Here is a 22,966-nt window from a genome sequence, read left to right as displayed (position 1 = left end):
TTGATTTCCATATCGGATAGAATGTTGCGCGGTCAGCGTCAAGCGGTTTTGCTGCATCTGCGAAGGCGCTTCCCCTTTCCTGCGCGCATCGCTAGATACGAGGACAGGTTTAGGAGAATGCCCATGTCCTTTTTTGGCAAATTGCGCGATCGGCTGACACGGTCCTCATCAAAACTGTCCGAAGGGTTGGATGATATTGTCGAGCAGGCCCCGGCGGAGGACAGCCCGGCGGAAAAGCCCGGCATGATCGCCCGCGCCATGGGCCGCGCCGATGCACCGCGCCGGGTGATGGATGACGCGATGCTGGAGCGGCTGGAGGAGTTGCTGATCACCGCCGATATGGGCGTGTCCACGGCGCTGAAGGTCACAGCGAACATGGCTGAAGGGCGCTATGGCCGAAAGGTCACCTCAGAGGACGTGAAAGGGTTCTTGGCGCAGGAAGTGACCAAAATCCTTGAGCCGGTGGCGCGCCCCATGCCGATCTATCCCAAGAAACCGCAGGTCGTGCTGGTCGTCGGCGTCAACGGGTCGGGCAAAACGACGACCATCGGCAAGCTCGCGAGCCAATTCCGCGCGGCGGGCAAATCGGTGGTGATCGCAGCAGGCGATACGTTCCGCGCGGCCGCTGTCGAGCAGTTGCAGGTCTGGGGGGAGCGGGCCGGGGTGCCGGTGATGACCGCGCCCGAAGGCTCCGACCCGGCGTCGCTCGCCTTTGAGGCCATGACACGAGCAGAGGCCGAGGGTGCCGATTTGTTGATGATCGACACGGCGGGGCGGTTGCAGAACCGGGCCGATCTGATGGAGGAGCTTGCCAAAATCGTGCGCGTGATCCGCAAGAAAGATCCAGATGCGCCGCATAACACCCTCTTGGTGCTGGATGCGACGACCGGGCAAAACGCGCTCGGGCAGGTGGAGATTTTCCAGAAGGTCGCGGATGTATCGGGCCTTGTGATGACCAAGCTTGATGGCACCGCGAAAGGTGGTGTGCTTGTCGCCCTTGCGGATCGGTTTGGCCTGCCCATTCATGCGATCGGGGTGGGTGAGCAGATTGATGATCTGTCCCCCTTCGATCCCGATGAATTTGCCAAGGCGCTGACCGGGGCGGCTGAGGAGTGAGCCTCGAACAGGTTTTGCCGGGGCGGTTGTCCCAGCGCGAGCGATGGCCGGCGGAGCGGGCGCTGGCCTGCCGCAGCGTATCGGTGCCGCTTGTCTGACTTCATCATCTCCATCGACGGGACACCCGCTGGTGCGCAGCTTGCCATGTTTCTGGCGCTGTTTTCTGCCGTGGCGCATGCGCTTTTTGGTGCGCTTCAAAAAGGGCGCTATGACCCGTGGCTGACGCGGGGTGCGATTGATATCTTCTACGGTGCGGCGGCGCTGCCTGTTGCGCTGATCTTTTTCCCGCTGCCTGACCGGCAGCTTTTGCTGATCCTTGTTGGCGTGCTGATCATCCACACGGTCTATAAACTGTTGATGGCGATGGCCTATAGCCGCGCGGCCTATACGGTCGTGTATCCGGTGGTGCGGGGCACATCGCCATTTGTGACGGTCATTTTTGCCTACATGGTGTTCGGTGAGGTGTTCGAGCCGATGCAATGGGCAGGGGTGGCGCTGCTGTCCGGGGCGATCCTGAGCCTTGCGCTGGTCAATCTCGCGCGGGAGAAGATCGGGCGCGCCGCGCTGAAGAATGCCCTGATCATTGCTTTCATCGGTGGGCTGACCACCGCAGGATACACCACCTATGACGCGTGGGGCATCCGGCTGACCGCCGATCCATTGCAATTCCTTGTCTGGTTTTTCGTGGTGGATGGGTTGTTCGTGTTTCCGTGGATTGCGCTCGTGCGCTGGCGGCGGATGGCGGATCGGCCAGCGCCGGGGCCGTTGCTGCGCAAGGGGGCGTTTGGGGCGTTGGTCGCTGTGGGCAGTTTTGGCGCGGTGATGCTGGCCACGCGGCTCGATTCCGTTGGGGAGGCGGCAGTTTTGCGCGAAACATCGACCGTTTTTGCCGCCCTGATTGGCTGGTTTGTGCTGAAAGAGCCGGTCGGGCCATTGCGCGCGGGGCTTATGGCATTAATTGCACTGGGCGCAGTGCTTGTGGAATTTGGAGGCTGACATGGCCGAGAAGCAGATTAACCCCTTGCTGAAACTCCTGTTGGAGATTGGGCCGGTCGCCGTGTATTTCTTCGCCTATCAGCGGTTCTCTGACGGGATCACGCTGGGCGGCGTGGAATATGGCGGGGTCGTTGCGGCGACGATGGTGTTTGTGCCGCTGATGCTCGTTTCCATGGCGGTCAGTTGGTCGCTGACACGGACGCTGCCGCGTATGGCGGTGTTCACGGCGATCATCGTGGTTGTGTTTGGCGGGCTGACCGTCTGGCTCAATGATGACACGTTCACCAAAATGCGGCCAACGGTAGTCTATGGCATGTTTGCCTTTATCCTTGGCGTCGGGTTGTTCGTGCAAGGCCGCTCCTATCTGCAATACCTGATGGGGGAGACGATGGCGCTGGATGACGAAGGCTGGATGAAATTCACCCGCAACTGGGTGTTTTTCTTCGCCTTCATGGCGGTGTTCAACGAAATCATCTGGCGCGGCTTTTCCGAAGAGGTCTGGATCTGGCTTGATACATTCGGGCAGATGATCCTGACTTTCTTGTTCCTTGCCACGCAGTTTCCGCTGTTGCGCAAGCATATGATCGACGAGGACGCGGGCTAGGTGCCGGGCAATCGTGTCCTTCTTCTGGGCAGCGGCCCGAATGTCGTGGCCGCGCGGGATTGGGCGCGGGACGGGTTCAGCCACATCGTTGTGATCAACAACGCGTGGCGCGTGCGGCCCGATTGGGACGTGTTGGTCCATGCGGGCGATTTCCCGCTCGATCGGTTGCCGCCCCTGCTGGGGTCAGAGCAGATCATCATTTCCGACCGGGATTACGTTCCGGCGCAAAACGCGCTGGGTGGGTTTGTGTATGCCGGGGGGACCATGGCCTTCACGGCGGCCTATTGGGCACTTCATGCGCTCAAGCCATCGCTGATCGCGACGGTGGGCTGCGACATGGTCTATGAGCCGGATCAGGACACGCATTTCTATGGCACCGGCACCGCCGATCCGTTGCGAAAGGATATCACCTTACGCTCCTTGGAGGCGAAATCCGCGCGGCTGATGGTGATAGCGGCAATGCAGGGATGCGCGATGGTCAATCTGTCCGAAGCGGATGAGAGCAGGCTTGTCTATCCACGGGCGGGTTTGGCGGAACTGGATGCAGTGACGCCGGGCCGCTTTGATCCGGCGGCCCCTTTGGCACGAGAGGCCGCGCTGGGCTATATGGTCCCGTCAGGACAATACTGGCTGGAGGCGGATCGTTTCGACGTTGCCGCTCTTGATGCGCTGGATGCGATGTGGCTCCGGGTGGCCGGGGTTTAGCGCCGCGCCTCTTCGATCGCGGGGCGGATGCGGCTGTTGAGCACACTTTCCGTCACGGGGCCGGGAAACCGCAGGACCACATTGCCGTCGCCATCAATCACGAAAGTTTCCGGCACGCCATATAGCCCCCATTCGATACCATTGCGCCCATTCGCATCGGCGCCGATCTGCGCATAGGGATCGCCAAGCTCATTGAGGAAGCCAAGCGCGTTTTCGGGCTGATCCTTGTAGTTTACGCCGATGATCGGGATGCCTTCCGCGGCAAGGTCCATCAGGATCGGATGCTCCACCCGGCAGGGCGCGCACCAGCTTGCCCAGAAATTCACGATCTTCACCCCATCCGTGCGCAAATCGGCATCGGTGGGCGTTGGGCTTGTGCCAAGGGGGGTCAGCGTGAGCGGCGGCGCGGTTTGCGCGATAAGGGTTGACGGCAATTCTTCAGACGAATTGTTCAGCCCCCAGACAAACACGCCCACGAGCGCGAAAAACACCGCTGGCACGGCAAAGGCAAGGCGGCTGACCTTTTGCTTTTCCTCAGCCACGCGGGGTGCGCCCCCGCCGCGCCTCAAGCGCCTCCAGCTCGATCCGGACCTTTTCGGACCGGCGGACAGATTGCAGCACGAGGGCTGCGATCAGGGTCAGAGTCACGCCATAGGCGGACAGGACATAAAAGCCATAAGGTCCAAGGTCGATCATGCGGAATGCTCCCCTTCGCGTTGCATCAGCGCCATGGCGCGCCTTGCCCTAATCTCGGTCCGGGTGCGCAGGACGACAAGCGTGACAAACAGAAGCACGAAGCCCGCAAGGCACACCAGAAGCGGGAAGTAGAACACATCCGCCACGTTCTCCTCCTTATCGAGGGACAGGGACGCGCCCTGATGCAGGCCCTGGTTCCAGAACTGCACGGCCCAGCGGGAGAGGGCCGCGAAAACGCTGCCCACCATGCACAAGACGGCCGTCAGATCGGCGGCCTTGTCCGGATCCTCAATCGCCTCCCAAAGCGCGATATAGCCCAGATAGAAGATGAACAGCACCATGAAGGACGTGAGGCGCGGATCCCATTCCCAATAGGTGCCCCACATCGGCTGTCCCCAGATCGCCCCGGTAAAGAGTGCGATCAGCGTCATAACCGCGCCAATCGGGGCCGCCGCCCGCGCGGCGAGCGCGCTGACATGGTGGCGGCGAATGAGCCAGACAAGCGAGGTGGCAAACATCATGAACCACGCATTGATCGCCATCATTGCCGAGGGGACATGAATATAAATGATCTTGACCGTGGAGCCCTGCTGATAATCGTCAGGCGTGAAGAAAAAGCCCCAGATCAGGCCAATCCCAAGGCACAGCGCGGTCGCCCCGGCAAGCCAAGGCAGGGTGCGGGTGGCCAGACGGTTGAATCGGACCGGATTTGCAAATTCCCAAAACGACATAGGCCAGATGTATCCTGCGGCAGCGGGCGCGTCCAGCGGCGGCGTGTCACGGTTTTGATAGCGGGCAAAGGGGGCTCATTGCCGCCCCCTCTGGCGGGCCTGCGCCCGCCATTCACCCCGCTAGGCATATTTGGAGAAAGTGAATTATGTGTGGTCCGCGCCAATGGCTGCACTGACATGCGCAAACCCATCCGCCTGCAGGAGCGCATCCAGATCACGCGCGATGCGGGCCGCAAGGCCAATGCCATGAAACACAAGGGCCGTGTAGAGTTGCACGGCAGAGGCGCCCGCGCGGATCTTGGCATAAGCATCCGCGCCGGAGGCGATGCCGCCCACGCCGATGAGGGGAATGGTGCCATCCGTCTCGGTATAGAGTTGGCGCAGCACTTCTGTTGCACGGTCCATCAAGGGCGCACCCGACAGGCCGCCCTTTTGCACCCGGTGGGGGCTGGTGAGGCCATCGCGGTTCAGCGTTGTGTTGGTCGCGATGATGCCCTGAATGCCCGCATCCCGCGCCACGCGCGCAATGTCCGCGATGTCCTGATCGGTAAGGTCCGGCGCAATCTTGAGGAAGACCGGGGTTGTCCCGCGCACCGCCATCACCCGCTCCAACAGGGCGGAGAGTGCGGCAGGGCCCTGAAGATCGCGCAGCTTTTCGGTATTGGGCGAGGACACGTTCACAGTGGCGAAATCCACCAGATGCGCCATGCGCGAGAGCACGGTCGCGAAATCCACCGCCCGGTCGGCGCTGTCCTTGTTTGCCCCAAGGTTGATGCCGAGAATGCCGGTGCGAGGGGCCTCCAGCCGTTTGGCAATCGCCTCCATCCCGTCATTGTTAAAGCCAAACCGGTTGATCGCGGCGTGATCCTCGCTCAGCCGGAACAGGCGCGGTTTGGGGTTGCCGGGTTGCGGGCGCGGGGTCGCGGCACCCACTTCGATAAAGCCAAATCCCGCGTTGAGGAGCGGCTGGACGGCTTGTGCATTCTTGTCGAACCCGGCGGCAAGGCCCACCGGGTTGGGCAGGTGCAATCCCGCCACCGTGGTTGCAAGCCGCGCGGACGTGACCGGGCCGGGCTGGGGGGCAAGGCCTGCGCGCAGTGCCCGAATGGCCAGCCCATGGGCCGTTTCAGGGTCAAAGGCGCGCAGGAGCGGCAGGCCGATTTGCTCAAGGGTCATGTCAGATCCGGGAAAATGTGACCCTCTGGCCCAAGCGGCAGGTCCGCGACCCACGCCACATCCGCCATGGTCAGGCTGCGATAGAGATGCGGGAACAGCACGCCGCCGCGCGCGGGCTCCCATTTCAGGGCGGCACCGAACGTGTCGGGGTCCGCGGCGAGCAGGACAAGCCCCTCAGCCGCGGCAAAATATTTGGCAGCCGTCTCCGCCACCGTCTCTTTGGTTGAGAAGTGGATATAGCCATCGGCAAGGTCGATGGGCGCGCCCTCGGTTTGCCCGTCACGCTGGAGTGCGGCCCATTCATCGGCCCGGAAAATCTTATAAATCATCATGGGCCGTCATGTGCCGTGAAGTGCTGCGCGGGTCAACCCTGTGGCGTCAGCGCGCGGCGCGATCCACGGCGGATGCCCAATTGCCGCTCCCGCCAGATGATCAACAGGCCCGCTGCCATCACAAGGCTCGCCCCGATCAGCATCGTGCGCGTCGGCACCTCGTCAAACAGCGTGTAGCCAACGGCAAGCGCCATCAGCATGGACACATATTCAAACGGCGCGATCACGGAGGCCGGGGCCATGCGGTAGCTGTTCGTGAGGAAAATCTGCGCCACGCCGCCCAAAAGTCCCGCAAGGATCAAAAGGGCGAATTCACCGCCAGTGGGCATGACCCAGCCGAACGGGATCGTCAGCAGGGCGAGGCTGGAGGCCGAGACCGAAAACCAGAACACAATCGCAGGCGTCTTCTCCGTCAGGGTCAGTTTGCGGACAAAGATTTGCGCCAGCGCCATGAACACCGCTGACATCAGCATCAGGAGCGCGCCAAGCGCTTCGGTGTCCGTGGCGGAACCATCGCGCAAGACCGACAGGCGCGGGGACAGGACGATCACCACGCCCACCAACCCCAATGCCACCGCTGAAAGGCGAAAGAGGCGCACCTCCTCCCCCAGAAACATCGCGGCGAAGATCACCACAAGGAGCGGTGCGGCATAGCCGATCGCGGTCACCTCGGGCAGCGGCAAAAGGCCAAGGGCCGCAAAGGACAGGCCCATCGCGGTGGTGCCCACAAGCCCGCGCCAGAAATGGCCCATCGGGTTCGCGGTTTTCAGCCCGTCGCGCAGATTATGCGCAAGGCCAAGCCAGATCAGGATCACCGGAATGGCAAAGAGCGAGCGGAAAAACACCGTCTGGCCGGGCGGCACATGATCGGCGACCGCCTTGATACAGGTGGCCATCGCCATGAACAGGGCCACGGCGATGACCTTGAACGCGATGCCGCGCAGCGGATTGGCATATGTGATCGGCTCAGACATTCCCCTGCATCGCTGACCGGGCCGCGCCTGTCCAGCGCCGTGGGCGCAATGCCGCTATGCAGATTTGAGGGGATCATGGCCCCAGTTCATCAGGGAATGGCGCCATGCGCTGTCTTTCACGCCGCTCTCTGGCCCGCCCTGTGCCAAGTGACGATTGATGTAGCCAACGACCTTGCCCATATGGGACCATTGCTCTTCGGTCAGGTCGTCTTTGTTGGTGCGCTTGATCTTGACGATCTTACGGCCGGATTTGTGGCCAGTGCTCTCACCTGTGTCACTGTCGCCAACAGCATGGCTTTCATCCGTATCGAGCCAGTCGGACAGTTCCTGCGGGGCCATGTTGACGAGCTTTTGCCATTCGTCCCAGATGTCGTCTCGTGATTTGCTCATTGGTTTCGCAATGCCTCGATCAGTTCGTTTTTGCGCATGTCCCAGCGATTGGTGATGCCCAATTCCTGCGCCCGTTTGCGCAGGTCGTTGAGCGACCAGTCCTCGTAAGGGGGGCGCTTGCCGCCCTTTTCGGACGGGTTCATGTCGTCATTTGCTTGCGCATTCGCAATCGCGGCGGCTTTGGACTTGCCGTATCCCTTGTCGCGCAGGGCCTCATAGGTATCGTCGTTTTTGATCGCTTTGCCATGATCGGCCATATCGTCCTCCTTTCGCTGGATAACGGGTCTGCGCTGGGGCGGGTTCCATCATGGCTGCGGGCGCGGTAGCAAAGGGGATGGTAAACGCTGCGATGCAAGAGAGTGATCTTTACCCGGCGATCAAGGCGCTTTTGGAAGCGCAAGGGTATGAGGTCAAAGGCGAAATTGGGGCTGCCGATGTGGTGGCCCTGCGCGGTGACGCCATGGTCATTGTTGAGATCAAGACCGCCTTTTCCCTTGCCCTGTTTCATCAGGGGATCGCGCGGCTGGCGGTGACGGAACATGTCTATCTTGCCGTGCCTCGGCCCAAAGGCGGGCATCGCGGGAAGGCTTTTCGCGCGAATGCCGCGTTGTGTCGCCGGCTGGGGCTGGGGCTGATCACCGTGCGGCTGCGCGATGGGGTGGCGGAGGTGATGCTGGACCCGGGCCCCTATGCGCCGCGCAAGTCAAAGGCGAAACGCACCCGCCTGTTGCGCGAGTTTCAGCGGCTGGAGGGTGATCCGAACAGGGGCGGTCAAACGCGCGTCGGGCTGATGACGGCCTACAGGCAAGATGCGCTGCGCTGTGCGCAGGTGCTGGCGGATGGGCCACTGAAAGGGGCGGTCGTTGCCAAATCCTCCGGCGTGCCGAACGCGACGCGACTTATGGCGGATAACCATTACGGCTGGTTCGAGCGGGTCGCCATTGGCATCTACGGACTGACCAAGGCGGGGAGGCGGGCTACTGCCCGGCCTCCGGAAACCGGCGCAGGTGATCAGAAATCGTAAACCATTCAAGCGCTTCTTCCGTATGCACATGCGCTTGGGGTGGGATGGCGTTGGGGTCCATGAGCGTGGCGACATACAGGTGAATGTTGTCGCGATCCCGTTCGTCCGCGAAGAACATTGGTGTTCCGCATGTCCCGCAAAAGTCGCGCGTCACACCGGGGGAGGACGCGTATTCTTTTGGTTCCTCCCCTGTCCATTCGAATGCTCCCCATGGGACGCCCACAAAGGTCGTGACGGGCGACGCCGTGGCCCGCCGACAGCTTTCGCAATGGCAATTCACGACCCATGAAGGCGGCGCATCAAAGCTGAACGCGACACGACCGCATAGGCAGCGTCCGCGATCAGACACGCCTACATCATCCCTTCCGCCTTGGCCCAATGGTGGGTGGCGTCGAGGGCGGTCTCGATGGGGGCGAACATTTCCTCCAATTCGTCCTCGGTGATCGTCATGGGCGGGCAAAAGGCCAGCGTGTCGCCGATGGCGCGCAGGATCACGCCATGCTTGACCAGTTCGGCGGCGAGCCTCGCGCCTACTTTGCCGGGTTGGTCGAACATCGCCTTGCCGCCGGGGCTGAGTTCCAGCGCACCCAAAAGCCCGATGCCCCGTGCCTCCCCCACCAGCGGATGATCGGCATAGGAGCGGATGCGGCGCTGGAAGCCCGCTTCGATGCTTTGCACATGGCCCAAAATGTTGCGCCGTTTGTAGATGTCGAGAGCCGCTACACCAACCGCGCAACCCATCGGATGCCCGCCATAGGTGAAGCCATGGCCAAAGATGCCGATCTCTCCCGAATGGGCCTCAATAGCGTCGGCCATGTCCTGATTGATCGCCACGGCAGAGAGCGGCGCATAGCCACCCGTGAGCTGCTTGGCCATGCTCACGCTGGTGGGCTGCATATTCAGTTTCTGGTGACCAAACCATTCGCCCGTGCGGGCAAAGCCGCAGATGACCTCATCCGCGATGCACAGCACGTCATATTTGTGCAGCACCGGCATGATCGCCTCGAAGTATCCTTCGGGCGGGACGATGACGCCGCCTGCGCCCATCACAGGCTCCGCGATGAAGGCTGCAACGGTGTCCGGTCCTTCGGCGAGGATCATCTCCTCCAGTTCGGCAGCCAGCCGGGCGGAGAAATCACGCTCGCTCTCGCCCTCATGGGCCTCGCGCCAGTGGTGCGGGTTTGAGGTGTGGTGGATGCGGTCCACCGGCAGGTCGAAGGATTTATGGTTATAGGGCAGGCCGGTGAGGCTCGCGGATACGATACTCACCCCGTGATAGCCCCGCACGCGGCTGATGATCTTTTTCTTTTCGGGGCGGCCACGCGCGTTGTTGTAATACCAAGCGAGCTTGATCTGGGTCTCATTCGCCTCAGAGCCGGAGGATTGATAAAACACCCGCGCCATGGACGGCATCAAATCCTTGATCCGTTCGGCCAATTCGATCGCCGGCTCATGGGAGCGGCCGCCGAACAGGTGATAGTAGGGCAGCTTATCAAGCTGCTGCTTGGCCGCATCCACCAGTTCCGCATCGCCAAAGCCAAGGCCGCAGCACCACAGCCCGGCCATCCCTTCGATATAACGTTTGCCGTCGGCATCCGTGACATAGACACCCTCGCCGCTCTCGATCACATGGGCCCCGGTTTGGCGCAGGGTGACAGCATTGGTGTAGGGATGCAGCAGGGCCTCGACATCGCGGGTCTGCATATTGGTCAGGACGGTCATCGTGGCTCTCCCCTAGGGTACAAATTGCACCCACGGTGCATCCATATGACCCGGCTTGGCAAGGGGGGCGACAGGCGCTTTTTGCAGGTCAAGCGCCTGCCAGAGAATTCAATAGGTTAGAGTTGGAAACCCCGTCCACCGCGCACGACGCCCCGAGGCTTACCAGCGAATGCGTTGTCCCATCGTGTATCGAGCAGAAAGCAATCGGCAAATTGATCAGAGGGGCGCTCCGGGTCCGCTTGGGAGGTTAGAGGAGAGAAACCGATGTTCTTCGTAATCTCCTGATCATCTATTGTCTGCAGGTCGCTGCGCACCAGCAACTCGCACGAGAACCGACCGACGATGTTACCGGGTGAATGAAACGTCGCGATGCAAAGCTCAGTCATGTTGGCTTCGTCCCTCCGCGTCTTGGTGAAAACGACGGTTCTGACGCCGTCTCCCCATCTGATTGGCGGCACATTATGGGCATCGGTGATGGGCTCGGATCAGGTCGACTCGACCGTGTCACAGGCTGCCATAGGCATTGCCGCGGCAAGTGTTTTCATCCTCATCTCGAACTACTTTTCATTTTTGTTTGGGTGTTGGTTGAGGTCCCGTCCCATTTCGTTGGGTGCATTGTGCGTTTGCGAGAAGGCGGCGCGTGGATTTGATGTCTGCCAAGAGGGTGGTCCGCTGGCCGCATCAGAAACGGACACGGTTGCCACCTATGAGAACGATTTCATGCTCATTGCCGAACTCTGGTTGCCATTCCACCTCTAGATTTGTGCAATGCGCAGCCCGCCCACTGACTGAGTTTGGATTGGACACCGAGCGGATTGAGGCGAAACTCAAGTTCGGTGTGATCACGCCGCCATCTTCTGTTTGCAAACTGGTCTTCGCGAGGAACTCTTTGGTAACACGCCCGTTGTTGGCTCCAGGCGTGTAGCGTGCCGCAGCGCAGAGTAGGGTCATTCCGTCGGCGGTGGGTTGTGCTTTTGTGAATATCGCTGCGCCGTCATCCCCGCCCCAACCAAGCGTGTTAACGGAGAAGGTTTCATCAATCTGTGCGGTCCCGGAAACATCACTTGTTGCACAGGCTGAGAGTATGCCAATCCCAAGAGCTGCTAAAATATACCTAGGTGCGTGTAATTTAAACATCTGAAAGATTACCTATATTAGAAATCTATTTATTTCGTCCGACTTAGTCTGGGAGAACACTTCAACAAGCCAACCCTCTCGGTGCGCCAATGATTTGGAGGCGCTAAACATTTATGCCGTTGCCACGGTTTCATGGTGAAATGATCTGGTCAATACTTTGAGGCGTAAATTATGCGTGAAAGTGATCGATGTGCGGCGTGGCCTTTTTGCGACGGCTACGTCGCGTCCGCGTTGACTTGAATCGCTTTGGGTCTCAGCATCCGGCACAGTCCAACACCTTCAAGGAGACAATCTGATGAGAGCATCCAGCCTTTTGGCGGCAACGACCGCGTTGACGATGATGGGAGGGGCGGCGCTGGCCGACTTTACCCTCGTCATTGCGCATACGAATGACGTTCACAGCCGGATAGAGCCGATCAACCGCTTCGACAGCACCTGTAATGCCGAGGATGACGCGGAAGGCAAATGCTTTGGCGGGGCCGCACGGATCAAGACGATGGTCGATCAACTGCGCGCCGAGCATGACAATATCCTCGTGCTCGATGCGGGTGATCCGTTCCAGGGCTCGCTGTTCTACACCACCTATAAGGGGGCGGCGGCAGCCGAGTTTATGGAAGCGATCGGCTATGACGCGATGGCGGTCGGCAACCACGAATTCGACGATGGCCCCGCAGCACTTGGCCGGTTCATCGACGCGGTGTCTTTCCCGGTTCTGTCCGGTAACCTCAGCGTGTCGCAAGATCCCGAGCTGAACGGGAAGGTCGGGCGCACTGCCGTCCTCAGCGTCGGTGGGGAGCAGGTGGGTATCGTCACAGCGCTGGCCACCGATACGGTGGAAACCTCCAGCCCCGGCCCGCGTGTCGTGTTCTCCGACGAGATCGAGAGCCTTCAGCAGCAGGTTGAAGAACTGACCGCGCAGGGCATCGACAAGATCATCGCCGTCACCCATGTGGGCTTTGCCAAGGATCTGGAAATTGCGCAAAACGTGTCCGGCATTGATGCGATTGTCGGTGGGCATTCGCACACGTGGTTCGGGCGTTCGCCGGATGCGGACGTGGCCTATCCCTATTGGGCGTCTGGCCCGAATGGGGAGCTTGTGCCCATCGTGCAGGCCTATGCGTATTCCAAATTCGTCGGCGAGTTGACACTGGAATTCGACGATGCGGGCGAGGTGAAAGACGCCTATGGCGACACGATCCTGCTTGACGCGTCGGTCGTTCCCGACCCGGCGATCAGCGCGCGCGTCGCGGAAATGGCGGCCCCGATTGAGGAGCTGAAAAACCAGCCTGTTTCAATGACTTCGGCAGCGATCGAAGGGGATCGCAGCGTGTGCCGGGCGATGGAATGCGCCATGGGCAATCTTGTTGCTGATGCCATGCTGGAGCGGGTGAAGGATCAGGGTATTTCCATCGCGATCCAAAACGGTGGCGGCCTGCGTGCCTCCATTGATGAGGGGCAAATCCTGATGGGTGAAGTGCTCACCGTGCTGCCATTCCAGAACACGCTGGCGACCTTCCAACTGCCCGGCTCTGCCGTGATTGCGGCGCTGGAGAACGGGGTGAGTCGCGTCGAGGATGGCGCGGGCCGGTTCCCGCAGGTGTCTGGCCTGCGCTTCGTCTGGGATGCCGCCGCTGCGCCGGGGTCGAGAATCGTCTCGGTCGAAGTGATGGGCGATTCTGGCTGGACCGCGATTGATGAGGACGCAATTTATGGCGTCGTTTCAAACAATTACATGCGAAACGGTGGCGATGGCTACGCCATGTTCCGGGATCAGGCGATCAATGCCTATGACTTTGGCCCGGGCCTTGAGCAGGTGGTCGCAGACTACCTTGAGGCGAGTGGAACCTACACGCCCTACACCGATGGGCGTATTTCCCAAAATTGATGTGAAATTGTTGTAAATTCACAACGCTCGCCCCTGACGCGATCAGGGGCGGGCTTTTTTTTGGTGACGCGGCGGCATTGCAACCTGTGGTTGCTGGAATTCACGTTAGCCGCCCGAATTGCCAGAATTGGACGCTGTTCCGCCCCAATCCCGCCCGAATCTGCTCCTACCAAAACGCTATGAAGTTCAGGCGGGATGCCTTATTTCATTGGCTAACTAGATCGCGTGCAGGTGGGGGCTTCGCATTCGATCGGCTGGTAGGCGCAATGAGTGACGCTCCAGTTTGAAGGGGACAGCCCGTAATGGGCCAAACGAGGAATGTGAGATCATGGGACGCAGCAAGTACAGCTGGAAGAGTTTCTCCGCGATCAATGAAGACGCGATTGCCGCCGACGGCAATTTCGGCGTGGGTGACAGCTTCACCTATTCCGGCGCCACCGCTGAGATTTATGTGTACGACAACGATGCTGGCCTCGCGGGGGATCGCGGCCGCAACGAGCGTGGCACCGATTGGCAGCCGGGCAAGGTTTTCGAGAATGGCGAATGGACCGATGTGGGCAATGCCTACTGGGAAGGGTATTTCGTCATGCGCGGCAGCGACGGCAAAATCTACTACCTGATCGAGGTAGAAGGTTCCGGCTCCTGCGATGACTACTTCACCTTCTATGGTCGGACCCCAGCGACCGGCGTGACCCTCACCGCGCTTTGCTATTACAATGATTGTGGATCGCTGCACTATGGCTGCCTTGGCGCCGGTGCGGTGGACGTGGATCCGACTGCTGTTGCCGATGTCCTCGGGGTGACAGTGGGTGAGATTGATGCCTCCCCGATTGCAAACATCCTTGAGAATGACGACTCCAACAACGGCGAAGCGATCGTCGTGAAGTCCATCGACGGCTCTGCCGAGATGGTTGGCGTCTGGATCGACCTGCCGGAAGGCGGGCGCGTTCTGGTGAGCGCGGACGGCAATGTGAGCTTTGACGATGCGGGCGATTTCGCGGCTCTTGCCGAAGGCGAAACCGCAACCGTGACGCTGACCTACACGATTGAGAACACCCAAGGGAACACCGCAACCTCCACCATCTCCATCACCGTGACCGGTGTGGATGATGCGCCGGTTGCAAATGACCTCGCTGTCGTCACTGACGAAGACACGCCGATCAGCGGCAACGTGCTGGACGCTGCGTTTGACGCGGATGGCGACGATATCGAACTCGCCTTCATCACCTTCAACGGTCAGACCGTTGAGTTTGGTGTGGAAACGGCTGTCGTGACCGAAGGCGGCTACACCGGCACCCTCCTGGTGCAGGCCGATGGTTCCTATACCTTCACCCCCGGCCCGGACGCAAACGACATGGCAGAAGGTGAGCTGGATCAGCTCCAGTTCAGCTATTCCATCGTGGCCGGTGAGCAGGTTGTGTCGAACAAAGTCACCAAGACGATTGATTTTGAGACCTCCGATGCCGTGATCGAAGGCGCAGCCAATGGCAACCCCGGCAATGATAAGGGCGTCGGCAACGCTGGTGAAAACCCGAACGGTAAAGGCGGCGGTAACAGCAATGGTACGCGCGGCAACAGCGACGGCTTTGCCGATGATGGTGCATCCAGCCGCACCGAGCTGAAGGCCGGCGATGTGATCACCAATCAGTTTGATGGCGTGTCCGTCTCGGTGAAAGGGTACGGTAAGGCGCGCAAGCATAACGAGGCGATGATCTTCGACTCCAACAACCCGACGGGTGGGGATCGTGATCTGCGCACGTCCACGCAGGACAATATCCTGATCATCTCTGAGAACGGCAACAGCCGGAACCCGGATGACAACGCAAAGGGTGGCGAGATCCGCTTCACCTTTGACGAGCCGGCGGATGTGTCCTCCCTCACGCTGATCGACAACGAAGAAGGCGTCTGGATCGGCTTTTATGATGAGAACTGGCAGAAAACCGGCTCCCAGTGGGTGCCCGGTGGCCGTGACAATTCCATCAACGAGGTCGCGCTGAACGGCGAAGACGTCACGCACATGATTGTTGTGCTCAAGGGCTCCGGCGCGATTGACGATCTGGTCTACAGCGTTGGTGAAGATGTGGTCGAGCCGATCTTTGAGACTGGCGAAGTGACCGTCACCATCGAAGGCCTGTCCGACAATGAAGCACCGGTCGTCGTGGACACCTCCGTGACCACGCCCGAAGATGTGGCCGTGTCCGGCAACGTGCTGGCGGGTGCAACGGATGAAGATGGTGACACGATCACCGTGTCCTCCACCTCCCTTGGTGCGGTTGGCGCAACGCTTCAGGCGACCACCGCCGCAGGCGTGGCCGTCAGCCTGATCGTGAATGCCGATGGCAGCTACACGGTTGATCCCGAAGGCAACCTGAACGGTCTCGCCGTGGGTGAAACCGACAGCCTGACCTTCACCTTCACCGCAGAAGACGGGAACGGCGCGTCCGATGAGGGCACCGTTGTCATCGTGTTCGAAGGCGAGAACGATGGCCCGACCGCGATTGACGATTTTGTCACCATTGGTGAGGACGACATCCCGTTCACCGGCAACGTGCTGGCAAACGACTCCGATCCGGACACCAGCGATGTGTTGACCCTGACCGATATCGGCCTGATTGCACCCGGCTTGATTGATGTGCCGGTGCTTGGCGTGTCCTCCGCTGGTAAGGCGATCACGGGGACGCTCTCTTTCGATGCGCAGGGCAACTACACCCTGAACATCCCGGCGGCCAACACGCTGTCCGAAGGCGAAACGGTCGAGATTTCCACGGCTTACGGAATTTCCGATGGCAATGGCGGGACCGATCGCGGCGTGCTGACGATCACGATTATCGGCGCGAATGATGGCCCGGTTCTGGCCAACACCAGCTTTGTCACCGACGAAGACACCGCCGTGACCGGCAACGCGCTTGCTGGCGCGTCCGATATCGACGGCGACATGGTGAGCCTGTCCGGCTCTTCCCTTGGCAACATCGGGGAGACCGTAACGGCGACCACCGATGGCGGCCGGACGGTCGAAGTCACCGTGAACGCGGATGGCAGCTTCACCGTTGTTCCGGGTGCACAGATGAATGAGCTGAGCGTCGGTGACACCGACAGCCTCACCTTCACCGTGACCGGCACGGACGGGAATGGCGGCTTTGGTGACGGCACCGTCACGGTCGAAATTCAGGGAACGAATGACGGCCCCGTGGCTGTTGCGGATACCGCAACCACCACCGAAGACGCACCGTCTGTGTCCGGCAACCTGCTCGACAACGACTCTGACCCGGATCAGAACGACACGATCTCTCTTGTGTCCGTAAACGGCGCGGATGTGGCGACTGGCTCTGTGGTTGTCAACGGCCTGTCCGAGCGTGGCGCGGCCATGACGGCCACCGTGACCTTCGCGGCAGATGGCTCCTACACGGCGGTTATCGCGGATGCGGAAGTGCTTGCTGCCGGTGAAACTGGTTCGTTCCTGACGACCTACACCATCACCGACAACAATGGTGCGCAGATCACCTCCACGCTTGAAATCACGATCACGGGCACGAACGATGTGCCGACAGTGGTTGCGATTGCTCAGACCGTGGATGAGGACACCACCGCTGTTGGCAACGTGCTGGCAGGCTCTGCCGACGCGGATGGCGACACGCTGACCGTGACCGCCACATCGCTGGGCGCGGCCATCGGCTCTGCCGTCACTGTGGCGACGGCGAATGGCGCGACGGCACTTGTCACCGTGAATGCGGATGGCTCCTACACGGCAGTGCCGGGTGCGGGCCTCAACGCGATGAGCGATGGCGACACCGACACGGTGACCTTCACCTACACCGCCGATGACGGGAATGGTGGCACCGCGACCGAAACGGTCACGATCACCTTCGTGGGTGCGAATGACGGCCCGACGGCTGTGAATGACGGGTTCACCGTCGGTCAGAAGACCGTTGGCGTCGAAGGCTCTGTGTCCGGCAACGTTCTGCCGAACGACACTGATCCCGAGAATGACGCACTGACTGTGATCGGCTTTGGCAATGGCAAGGTGCCGGGTGAAACCCAGCGCGTGCTGCTGCCCGATCCTGCTGGTGGCTTCTATGTGGCGGATATCACCCTCAATGCGGATGGTTCGTTCACCTTCACGCAGATCAACACGGTTGGTATCGCAGAAGGCGAAACCGAAACCTTCGCGGTGGAATACACCATATCCGATGGCAATGGCGGCACCTCAACGGCTGTACTTGAGATCAACGTCGATGGTGTGAACGAGCCGCCGACCGCGCTGAACGATCCGGATTACCGGACCGATGAGGACTCCGCTGTTTCTGGCAATGTGCTGTTCAACGATGAGGACGAGGATCTTTCCGACGTGCTCACCATTGATGGCTTGGCGGCGAACACCAGCCTTAACATCAACGTCATCTCCGATCTGGGAACGGGCCGTGAGGGTGTCGTGACGCTTCGTGCGGACGGGACATTCACCTTTAAGCCGGGTGAGAACTTCCAGGACTTGAACACGGGAGAAGTCGACCAGGTTTCCTTCACCTACACGGTGTCGGATGGCAATGGCGGCACCGACACGGCGCAGGCAACCATCGTGATTGATGGCATGGATGATAGTGTCTCCCCGCTTGAGGAAGAGATCATCAACATGGTCTTCGTGATTGATAACTCGGTGTCCATGCTGGCGCAGAACAACTTCACCGGTCGGACGGCAGATATCTTCGGTAACCAAGATGGTGTAAACCAGCTTGTTGACTGGGCGATCCGCTTCACCTTCGGCATGTCGCAATCTGTGTCCGAAAACCGCGACGTTGCCTTTGACGAGTTCACGGCGCTCAGCCCGGATCGTGATTTCAGCTTCATCAACCAGGGTGAGGTTGACGCGAACGGTACGCCGATCGACATCACGGGCCTGACGCCCGAGGAGCGTGGCGGCACGATTGTGCGGTCTCAGATCTTCGGTTTCGGTGAGACGGTAAAGGATTTCGGCAACTACGAATCTGACGATGCGTTCATTGATACGGTGCTGGAGGGCATGGATGTGCCGCTCGGCAGCGGGTCCAACTACACGCTCGCACTTGAAGCAGTCGCGGATTACCTCGAAAACTCCCCGGCGGCACGTCAGACGAAGGTTTACTTCATCTCTGACAGTGCATCCACGTCCACCGGCTTCGGTGATGTGGCACGGCGGATCGAGCAGGATTACGGTGCGAAGATCGAAGCGATCAACGTTATCCCGCGCGATCGGACGGATGTTGCCGGGCTCGACCTTGAGATCATCGACACTGCCGGTTCCGGCGAGGCCGTCGATATCTTCACCCGGAACTCGTCCTCTTCGGAACTGATCCGGGATGAGGAAGAGGACTTCGTGTTCGATCCGGCACCGTTCGGTGACCCGACGATCCTTGATCCGTTCGGTGTGCTGATCGGCGGTGGCGAAGGGCCCCAAGAGGCGCAGTAAGCTGGTTAAAACCGCTTAACAAATTGGAAGCTCACCTTTGAGAAATCGAAGGTGAGCTTCCTCCATTCTTGGGCAAGGCGTTGGGTCACATCGGTCCAGATCGGGCCAACGGGAACCATCCCCGGGCTGACCTCAACTTCATAGAGGTATGGCTTCAGATCGCTATCAATCCCGATATCGAGCGCCATCAGTTTTGGCGGCAGCGCATCTGGATGCGGCAAAGCGGCGTATCTGTCATAGAAGCCGTGAGCATCCAATCGCCCTGAAAGATCGCGTACCAGTTGCTCCAACCGCTGTGTCAGGATCCTCCGGTCATCCGGGCCAAATGCGGCATCCATAAACGCGTTGAGGCCGCAGACATGGCTCGGGAGCGTTCCGATGGGTGTGTTGACCTCTGTCTCCGACAGGATCAACGGATTGGCGATATGCCCCGCAAGCGTGTCCCCGTCCATACGGGGATAGGGTGTGGCGCAAATCGTGACGAGACCGTCATGCCATTGATATAGCGCCCGTTCAGCCGCTGAGCGCAGCACGATGTAGAGCCGAAGGTTGACCTTGCGCCCGTGATACAGGAACGGATTTGCGGTGTAGCGTTGGGCCACGCGCCGGGTCAGCCCCTCTTTCACGGTGTGAATATGGTCCCCGCGCACAAGGGCGGTTTCCGCACCCGCCGTCAATTGCACCGATTTGAACATCCAGTAATTTCCCGAATGGCCCCGTGCGGTAAGCCGCGATGCGTCTTCGGGAAGGATGAACGTCTCCGGATACCAGTCGGGGGCCTGCCCGTTTTCGTCCCGCAAGATGCGGGTCAATTCCGCCTTATCGTCCAATTGGCGGGCGATATGTGTGTCTGTGCTCTTCCAAAATCCGGCAATAGGTATGGCATCGGATTGGGACAGAATAAATTTGGCCAACACCTCCCGTTTCGGGCTCTCGGGTGGTTCGGCAAAATACGCAGCGGTCGCCACATAACAGGGCGCCCTTTTTGTCAGGTGCTTTTGTGCGATGGACCGGGCGAGGGGGCGCTGTCCGGCAAGCAGGGCCGTGCTGATGGTTTTCGCGATCAGCCTTTGCCCATCTTCCGACACCATGTCCGGCGTGATTGCCATGGCGCACAAGAACGCGCTGAGCGCCTCGGGGTAGCGCCCCAACCGACGATAGGCCCAGCCCAGCGATTGATGAAGCTGATCAAAGCTGTGATCCCGCTCCAATCTCTGCAATGTCGCCAAGGCGTCCGCTGCTAAACCCGCGAAACGTTGCGCCGTAGCAAGCGCATAAAGGGCCGCGGGATCATCTGGATGGGTCTTGGTGAGGAGGAGTGCCGCGTTAAGCCCGGCGCGGGTGTCGCGCCGGATCAGGCGTTGAATGTCATGCGCGGCGCGCTGCACATCCATCAGACATTTTCCATCAACACGATGCCGTAGCTGATCGCCGCCGCAAGCAAGACTGCGAGCAAAGCCGCGAACGCGATCTTCCAGAGGCTCCACGGGCGGTCCCCCTGCACCCGACCCGTCCGGCCATTGACCACGAATTGATACGGTTTGCCGCGATATCGGTAGGCCGCGATCCAGACGGGCAAAAGCACATGCTTGAAACGCACGTCCCGCACTTCGGTCCTCGTATCGGTGATCCGCTGACGGTCGCCGCCGATATCGCGGCGGATGTCATCGCGGATGATGTGATCCATGATCTGGCGCGCTTCCTGATACCCGTCCGTGATCTCCACCTGATAGACCTCCGACCGGAACCCGGCGAGGTAGGAGGGCTGGTAGGGTTCAAGGGCGCTCAGATCCCATGGGGCCAGCGCATCCGTGTGCCGCTTGGGCAAGGTGCGGGAGCCAAGGATCAGGATGTCGTCAAACATCCGCGCGACCCGCCCCTTCACGGCGTTCCAGCGCACGCGGGTCTCGGTCCGACGGTTCTTGCCCGAACCGGTCGTCACCTGATGCTCGATCCCGCGCATCCCCTGATACGCCGTCCGGGTGGCCGCGTCGAAGGTCCAGAAGGGGACATACACGCCCTGCAATTTCCGCCCCTTCTTGGCGTATTGCTGCAAGCCGTTTGGCGCGAACCACAGGCTGCCGAGCCAGCGGTCCATGGCCTGATGCGCCTCCCGCTCCGCCAGCGCGAAGGGCAACAGCGCGCTGGGTTTGATATGCCGGTTCAACCCCGTACCGATCACGATCGGAGAGGCGCAGAACGGGCATTCATCCGCGTGCTCGCCATCCTGAAAATCCACCTGCGCCCCGCAAGAGGAGCAGGACACGACGCGGGTCTCCTCCATCTCTTCGGTGGCAAGCTGGTCGGCAATCGCGGCGCGGTAGTCCCGTTCGCTCAACGCCTCGACATAATCGGGGCTGTCGGGCAGCGGCTGTTCGGCACCACAATGGGTGCAGCGCATAGCATCGGTGCCCGGCGCATAGTTGAGGTTTGATCCGCAACTGTCGCAGGGGAATTCATGCATCTCCGCTGCATGAGGCGTGTCTTGTGCCTTAGCCATCTACCTCGAACACACAATTGTCTTTCCAGTTTGCAGCGTTTCCGAAACGCCCTTCGCAGAAGTAGCTTCCCGGTTCAACCGTGTAGATGTCGATACACGCGCCGGTCCAGCCCTCATCATTCGGGGCGAGGCAGACTGTGTTGCCCTCAATCGACGCAAGCTGCGTGCCAATCACGAAGTTTCCGGTCGTCCCGGTTGGGCGAAACTCCGCAGCGCCATTCCTATAGAAGGTGAATTTGCCCCGCGATCCGGTCGTGAGTGTCGCCGATGTTGCGCCTGAGCCTATGAAGGCTTCCTGCAACGCGGGCATATCGGCCGGCATCGCCGTGTCAGGTCGGGTCGCGGCACAGGCGGCCAGAGTGACCGCAAGGGCTGCTACGGACAGATACGGTGTTGCTGTCATCGAGCGCCTCTTATTCTGCGAGAGGGGGCGGCGGTGGTGGCGGGGGCATGACGGTGAAGAGCTGTGCAAGCTCCATCACGTCGCCTGCTGGTTTCCATCCGTCCTGTCCCGCTGTCCAGACAAGGGTTTCGCGGCTCAGGCTGCCATCGCTGGCCATCCGGCCAAGGGCGGCTTTGGAAAACGGCCCCTTGGTCGCGCCATTCTCCGCGATATGCCAGACATGCTCCACGGGGGGTGGTGGTGGGGCCGCTGCGGGCGCGGCACCCCATGGCCCGGATTGGCCAAGGTTCTGCGCCATTGCCATGCCCATCCCCATGCCAAGCCCGGCCCCCATCCCGCCGCCACCGGCACCGGGATTGCGCGCGGCCTCCGCCATTGCTTCAGCGGCCTGAAACTGTGTGTAGCGGCCCAGATCGCCGATCACGCCCATGGAAGTGCGCTTGTCCATGGCCTCCTCCACCGCGGCGGGCAGGGAGATATTCTCGATGTAAAGCCGGGGCAGTTCGATCCCGTATTCCGCGATTTCCGGCGCGATCTTGGCCGCGACATATTTCGCCAGATCATCGGTGTTGGCCGCCATGTCGAGCACCGGAATGCCCGACGCCGCGATCGCCGCTGAGAAGCGTGACACGATGGTGTTGCGGATCTGATAGCTGATCTCATCGGTGGTAAACTCGCCATCCGTCCCGACGATCTCCTGCAAGAAGCGCGCCGGGTCATTCACCCGGATCGTATAGGTGCCAAAGGCGCGCAACCGCACCGGCCCGAATTCCGGGTCGCGGCACATGATGGGGTTTTTCGTCCCCCATTTGAGATCCTGAAACCGGGTCGTGTTGACGAAATAGATTTCCGACAGAAAGGGTGATTTGAACCCATGATCCCAATGCTGAAGCGTCGTCATGATCGGCATGTTGTTTGTCTCAAGCATGTAGAGCCCCGGCGGGAACACATCCGCCAATTGCCCCTCATGGATCATCACGGCGGCCTGTCCTTCGCGCACGGTGAGTTTCGCGCCATATTTGATTGCGTTTCCATGCCGCTCGAACCGGTAGACGAGCGTGTCATTGCTGCTGTCGAGCCATTCGATCACGTCGATGAACTCGCCCTTGAGAAAATCGAAAATGGGCATGATGCG

General features: G+C 60.5%; 22 protein-coding genes. 7 read left to right on the top strand and 15 right to left on the bottom strand.

Features of this window, described 5'->3' with window-relative positions; genetic code table 11:
• Nucleotides 1-123 precede the first annotated feature (123 nt).
• The 4 genes from ftsY (at nucleotide 124) to FHS89_RS10155 (ending at nucleotide 3,421) form a co-directional block, all read left to right on the top strand.
• The gene (gene ftsY, locus FHS89_RS10170; RefSeq protein ID WP_184011223.1) at nucleotides 124-1,116 is read left to right on the top strand and encodes a signal recognition particle-docking protein FtsY; all 993 of its coding nucleotides are present in this window, start codon (nucleotides 124-126) and stop codon (nucleotides 1,114-1,116) included.
• 90 nt (nucleotides 1,117-1,206) lie between these two features.
• The gene (locus tag FHS89_RS10165) at nucleotides 1,207-2,112 is read left to right on the top strand and encodes a DMT family transporter (RefSeq protein ID WP_184011221.1); all 906 of its coding nucleotides are present in this window, start codon (nucleotides 1,207-1,209) and stop codon (nucleotides 2,110-2,112) included.
• 1 nt (nucleotide 2,113) lies between these two features.
• Nucleotides 2,114-2,716, top strand: a complete 603-nt coding sequence (locus tag FHS89_RS10160; RefSeq protein ID WP_184011219.1) for a septation protein A — start codon at nucleotides 2,114-2,116, stop codon at nucleotides 2,714-2,716.
• Nucleotides 2,717-3,421: a hypothetical protein gene (locus FHS89_RS10155; RefSeq protein WP_184011217.1), complete on the top strand. Its 705-nt coding sequence runs from the start codon at nucleotides 2,717-2,719 to the stop codon at nucleotides 3,419-3,421.
• On the opposite strand, the gene FHS89_RS10150 is transcribed toward FHS89_RS10155, so the two are convergent.
• The 8 genes from FHS89_RS10150 to FHS89_RS10115 all read right to left on the bottom strand — a co-directional run bounded on the left by FHS89_RS10150 (nucleotide 3,418) and on the right by FHS89_RS10115 (nucleotide 7,977).
• Nucleotides 3,418-3,963, bottom strand: a complete 546-nt coding sequence (locus tag FHS89_RS10150) for a DsbE family thiol:disulfide interchange protein (RefSeq protein WP_425502787.1) — start codon at nucleotides 3,961-3,963, stop codon at nucleotides 3,418-3,420. The genes FHS89_RS10155 and FHS89_RS10150 overlap by 4 nt on opposite strands.
• Nucleotides 3,956-4,117 carry a heme exporter protein CcmD gene (gene ccmD, locus FHS89_RS10145; protein ID WP_184011215.1) on the bottom strand — a complete coding sequence of 54 codons (162 nt, stop codon included), beginning with the start codon at nucleotides 4,115-4,117 and terminating at the stop codon, nucleotides 3,956-3,958. Before ccmD ends, FHS89_RS10150 begins: the two co-directional genes overlap by 8 nt.
• Entirely contained in the window at nucleotides 4,114-4,848 is a 735-nt protein-coding gene (locus FHS89_RS10140; RefSeq protein ID WP_184011213.1) for a heme ABC transporter permease, read from the bottom strand. Before FHS89_RS10140 ends, ccmD begins: the two co-directional genes overlap by 4 nt.
• A 144-nt stretch (nucleotides 4,849-4,992) precedes the next feature.
• Nucleotides 4,993-6,024, bottom strand: a complete 1,032-nt coding sequence (locus FHS89_RS10135; RefSeq protein WP_184011211.1) for a quinone-dependent dihydroorotate dehydrogenase — start codon at nucleotides 6,022-6,024, stop codon at nucleotides 4,993-4,995.
• Nucleotides 6,021-6,356 (bottom strand): DUF952 domain-containing protein, encoded by a 336-nt coding sequence (locus FHS89_RS10130; RefSeq protein ID WP_184011209.1) that lies wholly within the window; start codon nucleotides 6,354-6,356, stop codon nucleotides 6,021-6,023. Before FHS89_RS10130 ends, FHS89_RS10135 begins: the two co-directional genes overlap by 4 nt.
• Nucleotides 6,357-6,388: 32 nt before the next feature.
• Nucleotides 6,389-7,330 carry a DMT family transporter gene (locus tag FHS89_RS10125; RefSeq protein ID WP_184011207.1) on the bottom strand — a complete coding sequence of 314 codons (942 nt, stop codon included), beginning with the start codon at nucleotides 7,328-7,330 and terminating at the stop codon, nucleotides 6,389-6,391.
• Nucleotides 7,331-7,384: 54 nt separating this feature from the next.
• A complete protein-coding gene (locus FHS89_RS10120) occupies nucleotides 7,385-7,720 on the bottom strand; it encodes a DUF3140 domain-containing protein (protein ID WP_184011205.1) in 336 nt (111 codons plus the stop codon).
• Nucleotides 7,717-7,977: a DUF7218 family protein gene (locus tag FHS89_RS10115; RefSeq protein WP_184011203.1), complete on the bottom strand. Its 261-nt coding sequence runs from the start codon at nucleotides 7,975-7,977 to the stop codon at nucleotides 7,717-7,719. The genes FHS89_RS10120 and FHS89_RS10115 overlap by 4 nt, the downstream gene beginning before the upstream one ends.
• Nucleotides 7,978-8,069: 92 nt before the next feature.
• On the opposite strand from FHS89_RS10115, the gene FHS89_RS10110 reads away from it, so the two are divergent.
• Complete coding sequence (locus FHS89_RS10110) at nucleotides 8,070-8,744, top strand: DUF2161 domain-containing phosphodiesterase (protein WP_184011201.1); 675 nt, start codon at nucleotides 8,070-8,072, stop codon at nucleotides 8,742-8,744.
• Here FHS89_RS10110 and FHS89_RS10105 read toward each other — a convergent pair.
• From FHS89_RS10105 to FHS89_RS10095, 3 genes are all read right to left on the bottom strand, one after another.
• Nucleotides 8,698-9,093 (bottom strand): GFA family protein, encoded by a 396-nt coding sequence (locus tag FHS89_RS10105; protein WP_184011199.1) that lies wholly within the window; start codon nucleotides 9,091-9,093, stop codon nucleotides 8,698-8,700. The genes FHS89_RS10110 and FHS89_RS10105 overlap by 47 nt on opposite strands.
• Before the next feature lie 2 nt (nucleotides 9,094-9,095).
• Nucleotides 9,096-10,466, bottom strand: coding sequence for an aminotransferase (locus tag FHS89_RS10100; RefSeq protein WP_184011197.1), 1,371 nt, complete (start codon nucleotides 10,464-10,466; stop codon nucleotides 9,096-9,098).
• A gap of 681 nt (nucleotides 10,467-11,147) precedes the next feature.
• On the bottom strand, nucleotides 11,148-11,603 hold the full coding sequence (locus FHS89_RS10095; RefSeq protein WP_184011194.1) for a hypothetical protein: 456 nt from the start codon (nucleotides 11,601-11,603) through the stop codon (nucleotides 11,148-11,150).
• A 295-nt stretch (nucleotides 11,604-11,898) separates the two neighbouring features.
• Between FHS89_RS10095 and FHS89_RS10090 the strand changes: the two genes are divergently transcribed.
• Together FHS89_RS10090 and FHS89_RS10085 are read left to right on the top strand one after the other, a co-directional pair.
• On the top strand, nucleotides 11,899-13,488 hold the full coding sequence (locus tag FHS89_RS10090; protein ID WP_184011192.1) for a bifunctional metallophosphatase/5'-nucleotidase: 1,590 nt from the start codon (nucleotides 11,899-11,901) through the stop codon (nucleotides 13,486-13,488).
• Nucleotides 13,489-13,816: 328 nt separating this feature from the next.
• Nucleotides 13,817-18,928: a beta strand repeat-containing protein gene (locus FHS89_RS10085; protein ID WP_184011190.1), complete on the top strand. Its 5,112-nt coding sequence runs from the start codon at nucleotides 13,817-13,819 to the stop codon at nucleotides 18,926-18,928.
• A 5-nt stretch (nucleotides 18,929-18,933) separates the two neighbouring features.
• Here FHS89_RS10085 and FHS89_RS10080 read toward each other — a convergent pair whose 3' ends face one another.
• The 4 genes from FHS89_RS10080 to FHS89_RS10065 are packed head-to-tail and all read right to left on the bottom strand — an operon-like array spanning nucleotide 18,934 to nucleotide 22,960.
• Entirely contained in the window at nucleotides 18,934-20,322 is a 1,389-nt protein-coding gene (locus FHS89_RS10080) for a hypothetical protein (RefSeq protein WP_184011189.1), read from the bottom strand.
• Nucleotides 20,322-21,428: a TFIIB-type zinc ribbon-containing protein gene (locus FHS89_RS10075; RefSeq protein ID WP_184011188.1), complete on the bottom strand. Its 1,107-nt coding sequence runs from the start codon at nucleotides 21,426-21,428 to the stop codon at nucleotides 20,322-20,324. The genes FHS89_RS10080 and FHS89_RS10075 overlap by 1 nt, the downstream gene beginning before the upstream one ends.
• Complete coding sequence (locus tag FHS89_RS10070; RefSeq protein ID WP_184011187.1) at nucleotides 21,421-21,831, bottom strand: hypothetical protein; 411 nt, start codon at nucleotides 21,829-21,831, stop codon at nucleotides 21,421-21,423. Before FHS89_RS10070 ends, FHS89_RS10075 begins: the two co-directional genes overlap by 8 nt.
• Before the next feature lie 10 nt (nucleotides 21,832-21,841).
• Complete coding sequence (locus tag FHS89_RS10065; RefSeq protein ID WP_184011186.1) at nucleotides 21,842-22,960, bottom strand: SPFH domain-containing protein; 1,119 nt, start codon at nucleotides 22,958-22,960, stop codon at nucleotides 21,842-21,844.
• Nucleotides 22,961-22,966: the final 6 nt, after the last annotated feature.

This window comes from Rubricella aquisinus (assembly GCF_014199445.1).
In the GTDB taxonomy this organism is placed as follows: domain Bacteria; phylum Pseudomonadota; class Alphaproteobacteria; order Rhodobacterales; family Rhodobacteraceae; genus Rubricella; species Rubricella aquisinus.
The sequence above is the reverse complement of the archived record's forward strand: the minus strand, read 5'-3'. Positions and strand labels throughout refer to the sequence as shown.

What these genes read in the sequence shown, in the direction of transcription:
- FHS89_RS10140 (WP_184011213.1), bottom strand. Translation starts at nt 4,848, where the DNA reads ATGTCGTTTTGGGAATTTGCAAATCCGGTCCGATTCAACCGTCTGGCC.
- FHS89_RS10065 (WP_184011186.1), bottom strand. Translation starts at nt 22,960, where the DNA reads ATGCCCATTTTCGATTTTCTCAAGGGCGAGTTCATCGACGTGATCGAA.
- FHS89_RS10095 (WP_184011194.1), bottom strand. Translation starts at nt 11,603, where the DNA reads ATGTTTAAATTACACGCACCTAGGTATATTTTAGCAGCTCTTGGGATT.
- FHS89_RS10085 (WP_184011190.1), top strand. Translation starts at nt 13,817, where the DNA reads ATGGGACGCAGCAAGTACAGCTGGAAGAGTTTCTCCGCGATCAATGAA.
- FHS89_RS10135 (WP_184011211.1), bottom strand. Translation starts at nt 6,024, where the DNA reads ATGACCCTTGAGCAAATCGGCCTGCCGCTCCTGCGCGCCTTTGACCCT.
- FHS89_RS10090 (WP_184011192.1), top strand. Translation starts at nt 11,899, where the DNA reads ATGAGAGCATCCAGCCTTTTGGCGGCAACGACCGCGTTGACGATGATG.
- FHS89_RS10115 (WP_184011203.1), bottom strand. Translation starts at nt 7,977, where the DNA reads ATGGCCGATCATGGCAAAGCGATCAAAAACGACGATACCTATGAGGCC.
- FHS89_RS10075 (WP_184011188.1), bottom strand. Translation starts at nt 21,428, where the DNA reads ATGGCTAAGGCACAAGACACGCCTCATGCAGCGGAGATGCATGAATTC.
- FHS89_RS10160 (WP_184011219.1), top strand. Translation starts at nt 2,114, where the DNA reads ATGGCCGAGAAGCAGATTAACCCCTTGCTGAAACTCCTGTTGGAGATT.
- FHS89_RS10120 (WP_184011205.1), bottom strand. Translation starts at nt 7,720, where the DNA reads ATGAGCAAATCACGAGACGACATCTGGGACGAATGGCAAAAGCTCGTC.
- FHS89_RS10100 (WP_184011197.1), bottom strand. Translation starts at nt 10,466, where the DNA reads ATGACCGTCCTGACCAATATGCAGACCCGCGATGTCGAGGCCCTGCTG.
- ccmD (WP_184011215.1), bottom strand. Translation starts at nt 4,117, where the DNA reads ATGATCGACCTTGGACCTTATGGCTTTTATGTCCTGTCCGCCTATGGC.
- FHS89_RS10130 (WP_184011209.1), bottom strand. Translation starts at nt 6,356, where the DNA reads ATGATGATTTATAAGATTTTCCGGGCCGATGAATGGGCCGCACTCCAG.
- ftsY (WP_184011223.1), top strand. Translation starts at nt 124, where the DNA reads ATGTCCTTTTTTGGCAAATTGCGCGATCGGCTGACACGGTCCTCATCA.
- FHS89_RS10070 (WP_184011187.1), bottom strand. Translation starts at nt 21,831, where the DNA reads ATGACAGCAACACCGTATCTGTCCGTAGCAGCCCTTGCGGTCACTCTG.
- FHS89_RS10125 (WP_184011207.1), bottom strand. Translation starts at nt 7,330, where the DNA reads ATGTCTGAGCCGATCACATATGCCAATCCGCTGCGCGGCATCGCGTTC.
- FHS89_RS10080 (WP_184011189.1), bottom strand. Translation starts at nt 20,322, where the DNA reads ATGGATGTGCAGCGCGCCGCGCATGACATTCAACGCCTGATCCGGCGC.
- FHS89_RS10110 (WP_184011201.1), top strand. Translation starts at nt 8,070, where the DNA reads ATGCAAGAGAGTGATCTTTACCCGGCGATCAAGGCGCTTTTGGAAGCG.